This is a genomic window from Ruegeria sp. P8 (assembly GCF_056534665.1).
The window spans coordinates 1-8,177 of the sequence record NZ_JBQERC010000035.1; the positions used below are offsets into that span (position 1 = coordinate 1).

Sequence of the window (8,177 nt, forward strand, 5' to 3'; positions counted from 1 at the left end):
CACTGGATATTCCAAGCTTCGCGCCGATCTCCTGGATCGGCTTCTTATTCGCTTCACGCGCAATTTCGATGTCGGATTTATAGCTCATTGGGTTTGGTCTCCCTGCGTGAGATAGTCTGGATTGGTCCGGCCAAAGCGACAAAACGCAGGGCCAGATTCGGTCAAAATTTTCTTTAAGGTAAATAAATATTCCCAAGGGTCAATACGTGAGTTTAAAGTACCCAAGGGATGTTCCCATACATCAAGTTAAGATTCGGGGGTTGCGACCAGGATCAGGCGTATCTTTTTCGACCTGCGCTGAGACCCAGCAACCAATCCTCGACGATGCGCTGTTCCGGGAAAGCTTTTTGAAGCGGCCTTTTCAGCAGGTAGTATCCGGATTGCGTTCGCACCGAAGCGTTCTGGACCGGCCTGACCAACGCGCCGCTCTCAAGCAAGGGGTCAACAAGATGGGCCCAGCCCAATGCAATTCCCAAACCATCGACGGCAGCCTGAACCGACAGTGGATAGGTGTTGAAAGCCACAGCTTGTTCCATCGCTGAGGTGGAAACACCGTTACCGCTGAACCATGTACGCCATGTCATCCACTCCGCATGGCTGCTGGTGACTTCAATAAGGTCCAGTTCCGGCAGCGCGGAAAGAACTGCCGCATTGGGGTTGCTTCTGAGGTACTCGGGGCTGCAAACCGGAAACACTGTTTCTCCGAACAGAAGCTTTGCTTCGTATCCCGGCCACTCGCCATCTCCACGCAGTATTGTCAGGTCCATGGAATCCGAAAGGCACTCTGCGTCACTGTCCGAAGACACCAGCGAAATACGGATACGACCGTTGGATTTGTTGAACTTGTGCAGTTGTGGCATCAACCACAAAGACGCGACAGAGTTCGTCGCAGAAATCGACACCTTGTTGGCCTGATGCTTGGCCAGCATCTCACGGCTGACGTCCCGCATCTGATCCAGAGACTTTTCGACAGTTGCCAACAGAATGGCACCTTGTTGCGTCAGTGACACCGAACGGTGACCCCGGACAAACAATGGCACATCATAATGCTGCTCCAGCAGGCGCACTTTGCGGCTGATCGCGGTTTCCGAGATGTTCAGCACCTTACTGGCCTGCACAAAGCTTTGCGCTTTTGCCGCGGCTTCAAACGCCAACAAATAATCAAGCGGAGGAAGGACTTTCCCTGTGACTGATGTTTTCTTTGGCATTTACAGGACTTTTCCCGATCTGGACGCGGCCACACGCAAAAACATTCATGGGCACCCGTTGCCGTCTGAACGGGCAACCGACTGTTAACATAGTAAAAAGTTGAGTTTGCCTCAAGATTTTATGGTCAACGCCCCTCAAATTTCTTTTCTGCATTATGAGCGATTCTAGGCAAAATGCACAAATTCGCGGGCCGGAAGAGCCCCTTTGACAAAAAACGAACCTCACTCAGGGAGCGAACATGAAACTTACAAACCTCCTTTCCGCAGCAACCTTGGCGGCAGTAGCGGGAACCGGGGCGATTGCCGAAGACAGCAGCGACCCGATTGTCATTCCAATTCACAACTGGTCCAGCCAGATCGTGATGTCCAACGTCGTCGGTCTGATCTTCGAAGAGATGGGCAACAACGTCGAATATGTCACCACCGACAGCCAGGCGGTTTATGAATCGGTCCGCTTGGGCGACGTCGCGCTTGAGATGGAAGTCTGGGAAGGCGCGTTTGGCGCATCCTACCGGGCCGCTCTGGAAAAGGGGGGTTTGCATGACGCGGGCGATCATGATGCCGTCACGCGCGAAGATTGGTGGTACCCGATGTGGACCAAGGAATCCTGCCCGGGCCTGCCTGATTGGAATGCACTGAACGACTGCGCGCACCTGTTTGCCACGGCCGAGACCGGGGATAAGGGTCGGTATCTTGATGGTCCGGTAGACTGGTTGAAACATGGTAAGGAACGCGCCGAAGCGCTTGATCTGAACTTCACCGTGATCAATGCGGGTTCCGCCGCAGCGTTGTGGGCCGAGATTGGTGCCGCCGAGGCCGACAAGACCCCGGTTCTTGTATTCAACTGGACGCCAAACTTTGCCGAAGCCGTCTGGCCCGGTGAGTTTGTGGAGTTCCCTGCATGGGAAGACGGCTGCGACAAGGATCCTGCCAAGGGTCCGAACCCGGACGCGCTGTATGATTGTGGCAACCCGGCAAGTGGATATCTGAAAAAGGCGGCTTGGGATGGCATGAAAGACAAGTGGCCAGCCGCGTATTGCGCCCTGACCCAGATTTCTTTCACCAACCCTCAGATCGCGGAAATGGCAAAGCTGGTCGACACTGATGAGCTTGAGCCGGAAGAAGCGGCAGAGGAATGGCTGGACGCCAACCGTGCCGTTGTTGACCCCTGGATCAATGCCTGCAGTTGATAACGGCTACGTATAATGAATCTGGCGCGGCCTTGATCGTTTTGTGATCCAGGGCCGCGCTCAACAAGAAAGAAAAGCAGCCATGCCCGCCATCGCGCCTGTCATATCAGCCAAGAATGTCTGGAAACTGTTTGGACCCTCGCCCGAGAGCTATCTGAAGTCCATGCCGGCAGGCCGCAGTTTCGACGAGATCCGTGAGGATGGGTATATCGCCGGGGTCAAGGATGTCTCGATCGAGGTTGGCCGTGGCGAGATGCTTGTCATCATGGGGTTGTCAGGATCGGGCAAATCCACGCTGGTGCGGTGCTTTTCGCGTCTGCACAACATCACCGGAGGCACGATCGAAGTAGACGGTCAGGACATCATGAAACTCAGCGAGCGCGATCTGATCGAATTGCGCCGCAACAAGATGGGGATGGTGTTTCAGTCTTTCGGGTTGCTGCCGCACCGCACGGTTCTGGACAATGTCGCCTTCCCGCTGGAAATGCGTGGGCAGGATCGCCACGACCGGCGCGAACGCGCTTTGGAGGTCATCAAGCTGGTGGGCCTTGAAGGACGGGAAGAATACTTCCCACGGGAATTGAGCGGTGGCCAGCAACAACGGGTCGGTATCGCCCGGTCGCTGGCTATCGAACCGGATATCTGGTTTCTGGATGAACCCTTCTCGGCGCTTGATCCGCTGATCCGCCGTGAAATGCAGGATGAATTCCTGCGCCTGCAAGAGATGCTGGGCAAAACCATCGTCTTCATCACCCATGATTTCGACGAGGCGCTGCGTCTGGCTGACCGGATTGCTATAATGCGCAACGGTGCGGTCGAACAATGCGATACTCCGGATCAGATCGTGATGAACCCGGCGACCGAATATGTGGCGAAATTCACCGAGGATATCGACAAGGCCCGCGTGGTGCATGCGAAAGGGCTGGCAAAACCGGTGAACGGCCATACCCTTGAAGGCGCGCCGATCAATGGCGGATCAACCATTCATGAACTGGCCCGGGTTCTGGTCAATGACAAGCGTATCCTGCTGCCGGTTGCGGATGAAACTGGCGTTGTCACCGGTGTTCTGGATCGCGATGCCGCGTTGAACGTTCTGCTCGGAGCCGAATGATGGCGACACTGTCCACCGAATTACCGGACACGGCAGACGGTGCGTGGGGGCGCACCAGAGTCCTTACCGCACTTCTGATCACCGCCTTTGCGCTGATCCTTGCCAAGGCGGTCGGAATTCTCCCTGAATGGTTGAACCGCATTCCCGAGGCAGCAATCCCGCCGACGGCGCAGGTGCTGGATGCGATCTTCAATTTCATCCAAAACGACCTTGGTCTGATCTACGTGACCCGCTTTATCGCCGAAGGCCCGTTGGAATTCCTGTTGGATATGTCGGCCAACCTGCTCGAAGGCAAGCGCCGCTGGCCTTATCTGGGCCCAATCCCGTGGTCAGCAATCGCTGCTGTCGCTGCTGTTGTGGGCTATGCCGTGGGGGGGTGGCGGCTGGCGGCTCTGGGTGCGGGTACGTTCATCTGGACCGCTGCAATCGGCCAGTGGAACATCGCCATGCAGACCATGTCTGTCATTGTAGTGGCGGCACCGCTGGCGTTTGTGCTGGGCCTGGTGCTGGGCATCGCCGCCTGGAAGTATGGCCGGTTCGAGCGGGTGCTGAAACCCATCCTGTCCGTTCTGCAAACCCTGCCATTCTTTACTTATCTCTTGCCAGCGGTGATCTTTTTCAAAGTCGGACCAACCGCGGGGGCCGTGGCAACAATCACCTTTGCCATCCCGCCGATGATCCTGATGACCACACTGGGTCTGAAGAAAGTCAGCCCCGAAGTGATCGAAGCCGGCCAGATGTCTGGATGTACACGCTGGCAAATGCTGCGGCATGTATACGTCCCAGCCGCACGCACCGAAGTACTGGTAGGTGTCAATCAGGTGATCATGCTGTGTCTGGCAATGGTGGTTCTCACCGCCTTTATCGGCATGCCGGGCCTTGGAGCCAAGTTGCTTGCAATGATGGGCAGCTTCAAACTTGGCCGTTCGTTTGAAATCGGCGTGACCATCGTTCTTCTGGCGGTCATGCTTGACCGGATGTCGAAGGCCTGGGTCGTCAAACAGCCCATTCATTTCGAACGCGGAACGCCATGGTGGAAACGGCACCGGATTCCGCTAATCGCAGTGGGTCTGTTCGTCGGGTTCACCCTGTTGTCGCAAGTGTTTCCGATCCTCGCTGAAGTTGGTCGCAAGCAGCATCTGAGTCAGGGAAAGGAAATCGACGATGTGATCAAGTCGGTTTTGGCCTTCGATGTGATCAAAGGGACAACCGAATGGCTGCGCTGGTTCCTGAACGTCAAGGTTCTGATCCCGTTTCGTGATACTTTGCTGGCCATTCCGACACCTGCGTTCATCCTGCTGGTTGTCTCCTTTGCCTATTGGGTCGGAGGCCGCAAACCCGGTATCTATGCTGCGGTGTTTTTTACAATCGTCGCGTTTTCAGGCTGGTGGGATCGCTCGGTCATCACGCTTTATACAGTGATTTCAGCGGTTGTGTTGGCAACTCTGATCGGTATCCCCTTGGGCGTTGTCGCAGCTCGGTCCAACCGCTGGTCCAAGAGTATCCTGCTGGCCTGCGACACTGCGCAAACCTTCCCTAGCTTCATCTATCTGATCCCCGCGATCATGCTGTTCGGCGTCAATGACGTGGCGGTCGTGTTTTCCATCCTGATCTTCGCCGCCGTGCCGCTGATCCGCTATACCATCATCGGTCTGGGAAGCGTGCCGCCGGAAATGACCGAAGCCGCGGATATGTCTGGTTCGACGCGCAGACAAAAACTGATGTCAGTACAGTTTCCACTGGCGCTTCCGACAATGGCCGTCGGGTTCAACCAGGCCATCATGTTCGCGTTCTTCATGGTCATTATTGCCGCGTTCATCGGCACGCAGGATCTGGGGCAGGAATTGCAGCGAACCCTGGCAGGCACCGAATTGGGCAAGAATTTTGTACTGGGTCTGAACGTGTCTCTGATGGCGTTGACCTTTGATATGGCAATCAGCAGTTGGGCCGAAAAGCGCAAGCGCGCTTTGGGGCTGGATTAACCGGAGTTGTCCAGATGAACGTAAAACCCTTGTTTGAGGTACCGTTCGAACGCAGCGGGGTGCTGGCTCCCGGTCTGCCCATCCTGCCTCATGGCACAGAACGCCATCCGGTTCCCGCAATGGGATCGCGCGCCGTTCCGGTGTCCAAAGGGGACACGATCACATTGCTGAATCGCGATGGAATGCAGCTCGCTGAGATGGTATTTTTTGCCCCCGGCCGAAGCTCGGACGCGGCGATGCTCGGCGCGCGGGGACACGGGAGTCCTGACGGGGTGATCGCAACGCTGGCAAACGGTTCCGCTTCGGGCCGGAAGGTTCTGCGCGCGCTCGAGGCTGCGGGGTTTGACATCGGGCAGGGCGACGCAATCCGCGCTTTTGCCGAAGGCTCGCGCCCCGGCGACATGGTGCATTTCGTGGCGGAAAGCGATGGTCTTCTGATCGTCGCCGCACCCGGCGAGGCGATGCGCCCGGAAAACAACAATCCTCCAACGGATATCATCCTCTATATTCAGCGTTCCGCGCCGGGTCTGGAAAAGCCGGGTGTTGGCGCGCCTGAGCCGTTGGCCGACCCTCTCAGGGACATCAACATTCAACCGGGAAACGCCATATCTTATGAGGTCAAAGCTGGAGAATTCATCCAGATCTTGGATATTCGCGGCCGCGAATGTTCGGATTTTCAGGCCTTCAGCCGGCGGGCGCTGGATCAGGGGATCGAGCGCGAAATCGATCCGACGACGACCCGCAGCCTGATGGGTAGCCTGTACCCGCAACCGGGGATATTTTCGAAATACTGGTCCGTCGATCAGGAACCCTTGATCGAAATCGTGCAGGACACTTGCGGTCGTCATGACACGTTTGGCCTTGCTTGTACGGCGCGGTACTACGAAGACCTTGGCTATCCAGGCCACGTAAACTGTTCGGACAATATTAACAAAGATCTGGACCAGTATGGCATCAAGCCGCGCGGCGGCTGGCCTGCGATCAACTTCTTTTTCAACACGATGCTGGATGACGCCAATGCCATTGGCATGGACGATCCCTGGTCGCGACCGGGTGACTTCGTGTTGCTGCGCGCGCTGACCGATCTGGTCTGCATCAGCACGGCATGTCCCTGCGACATTGATCCGGCAAACGGGTGGAACCCGACCGATATTCAGGTGCGAACGTACAAGGCGACCGAGGATTTTCAACGATCCTACGGCTATAGAAAATCTGCGGAGGCGGATGTGGAAGAAACCAAGAAAACTGCTTTTCACGACTGCTTTGCGCGGCATACCCGTGATTTCGTCGAGTATAACGGCTATTGGCTGCCGAACACGATGACCAATCATGGTGCGATTTCTGAATACTGGGCCTGTCGGGACAAGGTTGCCGTCATGGACCTGAGTCCTTTGCGTAAATACGAAGTTGTCGGACCCGATGCAGAAGAGCTGATGCAGCTATGCGTGACCCGCAACATGAAAAAGCTAAGCGTCGGTCAGGTCGTCTATACCGCAATGTGTTATGAGCACGGCGGGATGATTGACGATGGCACCGTCTATCGTCTGGGTGAGACGAACTTCCGCTGGATCGGCGGGAATGACACCAGTGGATTGTGGCTTCAGGAACAAGCGCAAAAACGCAACTTGAATGTCTGGGTTCGCAATTCGACGGATCAGCTGCACAACATCGCGGTTCAAGGGCGGCACAGTCGCGACATTCTCTCCAGAATTTTCTGGACACCCCCACAGCAACCAACGATTGACGAACTTCCATGGTTCAGACTGACCGTTGCACGGGTCGGAGATGTGCGCGGAACATCTGTCGTGATCTCCCGAACAGGGTATTCCGGTGAGCTTGGATATGAAATCTTCTGCCATCCCAAAGATGCAGTGGAAATCTTCGACCGAGTCTGGGAGGCAGGTCTGGATTATGGGATCACGCCGCTGGGCCTTGGGGCACTTGATATGCTGCGGATCGAAGGGGGCCTGATTTTTGCCGGGTCAGAATTCGACGACCAGACGGACCCGTTTGAAGCCGGCATCGGTTTTACCGTGCCGCTGAAATCAAAAACCGACGATTTCATCGGGCGGGCAGCAATCGAAGAACGCAAGGCGCACCCCCACCGAAGGCTGGTTGGTTTTGAAATCGAAGGCGGCGTCGTCCCTTCACCCGGCGACTGCGTCCGCGTCGGAAAGGCGCAGGTTGGAGCGATTACCAGCGCAATGAAATCACCCGTTTTAGGGAAAGTCATCGCTTTGGGTCGGATTTCAGTTACCCACGCGACAATTGGGGCAGACATCGAAATCGGGCAATTGGACGGCCAACAAAAACGGTTGAAAGCCAGGATCGTTCCATTCCCTCATTTTGATCCGACAAAGGAACGTGTGAAAGGGATATACTCAGAAACCACGGTTTCGGACGCAGCAGAGTAGTTGACCAAGAGGGCCGGGCTTGTGATTTGGCCGGGCACCGTAAAGGGTTATGTTGCAAACTTTTGACTATTGACGCGCTCGAATGCAGACGGTGAATGGCCGCCGGTGTATTCACTCGAGAACCAGTCCATGATTTATTTCAAAGGTGCGCAGTATCCGAAACGGTATTGTCACGTTAACGTCCGGTCGACGAGGGAATGCTGATGGTCGGGATTCAAGCGGCTCGAGTGGCAGCATTCCAGGCGTTAGTTGCCTCGAGGCGGTGATAACGG

The 8,177-nt window shown here is 55.9% G+C and carries 5 protein-coding genes; 4 read left to right on the forward strand and 1 reads right to left on the reverse strand.

The window, feature by feature from the left end:
* Nucleotides 1–272 precede the first annotated feature (272 nt).
* The gene (locus tag ACR0BZ_RS19390) at nt 273–1,208 is read right to left on the reverse strand and encodes a LysR substrate-binding domain-containing protein (RefSeq protein WP_480484929.1); all 936 of its coding nucleotides are present in this window, start codon (nt 1,206–1,208) and stop codon (nt 273–275) included.
* 239 nt (nt 1,209–1,447) lie between these two features.
* Here ACR0BZ_RS19390 and ACR0BZ_RS19395 point away from each other — a divergent pair, with 239 nt between their 5' ends.
* The 4 genes from ACR0BZ_RS19395 to ACR0BZ_RS19410 all read left to right on the forward strand — a co-directional run bounded on the left by ACR0BZ_RS19395 (nt 1,448) and on the right by ACR0BZ_RS19410 (nt 7,905).
* Nucleotides 1,448–2,398: an ABC transporter substrate-binding protein gene (locus tag ACR0BZ_RS19395; protein ID WP_480484928.1), complete on the forward strand. Its 951-nt coding sequence runs from the start codon at nt 1,448–1,450 to the stop codon at nt 2,396–2,398.
* Nucleotides 2,399–2,480: 82 nt separating this feature from the next.
* Nucleotides 2,481–3,509: a quaternary amine ABC transporter ATP-binding protein gene (locus ACR0BZ_RS19400; protein ID WP_480478516.1), complete on the forward strand. Its 1,029-nt coding sequence runs from the start codon at nt 2,481–2,483 to the stop codon at nt 3,507–3,509.
* Entirely contained in the window at nt 3,509–5,491 is a 1,983-nt protein-coding gene (locus ACR0BZ_RS19405; RefSeq protein ID WP_480921046.1) for an ABC transporter permease, read from the forward strand. The genes ACR0BZ_RS19400 and ACR0BZ_RS19405 overlap by 1 nt, the downstream gene beginning before the upstream one ends.
* 14 nt (nt 5,492–5,505) lie before the next feature.
* Nucleotides 5,506–7,905, forward strand: a complete 2,400-nt coding sequence (locus tag ACR0BZ_RS19410; RefSeq protein WP_480921047.1) for a trimethylamine N-oxide demethylase — start codon at nt 5,506–5,508, stop codon at nt 7,903–7,905.
* The last annotated feature ends 272 nt before the right edge of the window (nt 7,906–8,177 follow it).

Excerpts from the sequence above, each read along its gene's own strand:
- ACR0BZ_RS19390 (WP_480484929.1), bottom strand. The coding sequence starts at position 1,208 with ATGCCAAAGAAAACATCAGTCACAGGGAAAGTCCTTCCTCCGCTTGAT.
- ACR0BZ_RS19395 (WP_480484928.1), top strand. The coding sequence starts at position 1,448 with ATGAAACTTACAAACCTCCTTTCCGCAGCAACCTTGGCGGCAGTAGCG.
- ACR0BZ_RS19400 (WP_480478516.1), top strand. The coding sequence starts at position 2,481 with ATGCCCGCCATCGCGCCTGTCATATCAGCCAAGAATGTCTGGAAACTG.
- ACR0BZ_RS19405 (WP_480921046.1), top strand. The coding sequence starts at position 3,509 with ATGGCGACACTGTCCACCGAATTACCGGACACGGCAGACGGTGCGTGG.
- ACR0BZ_RS19410 (WP_480921047.1), top strand. The coding sequence starts at position 5,506 with ATGAACGTAAAACCCTTGTTTGAGGTACCGTTCGAACGCAGCGGGGTG.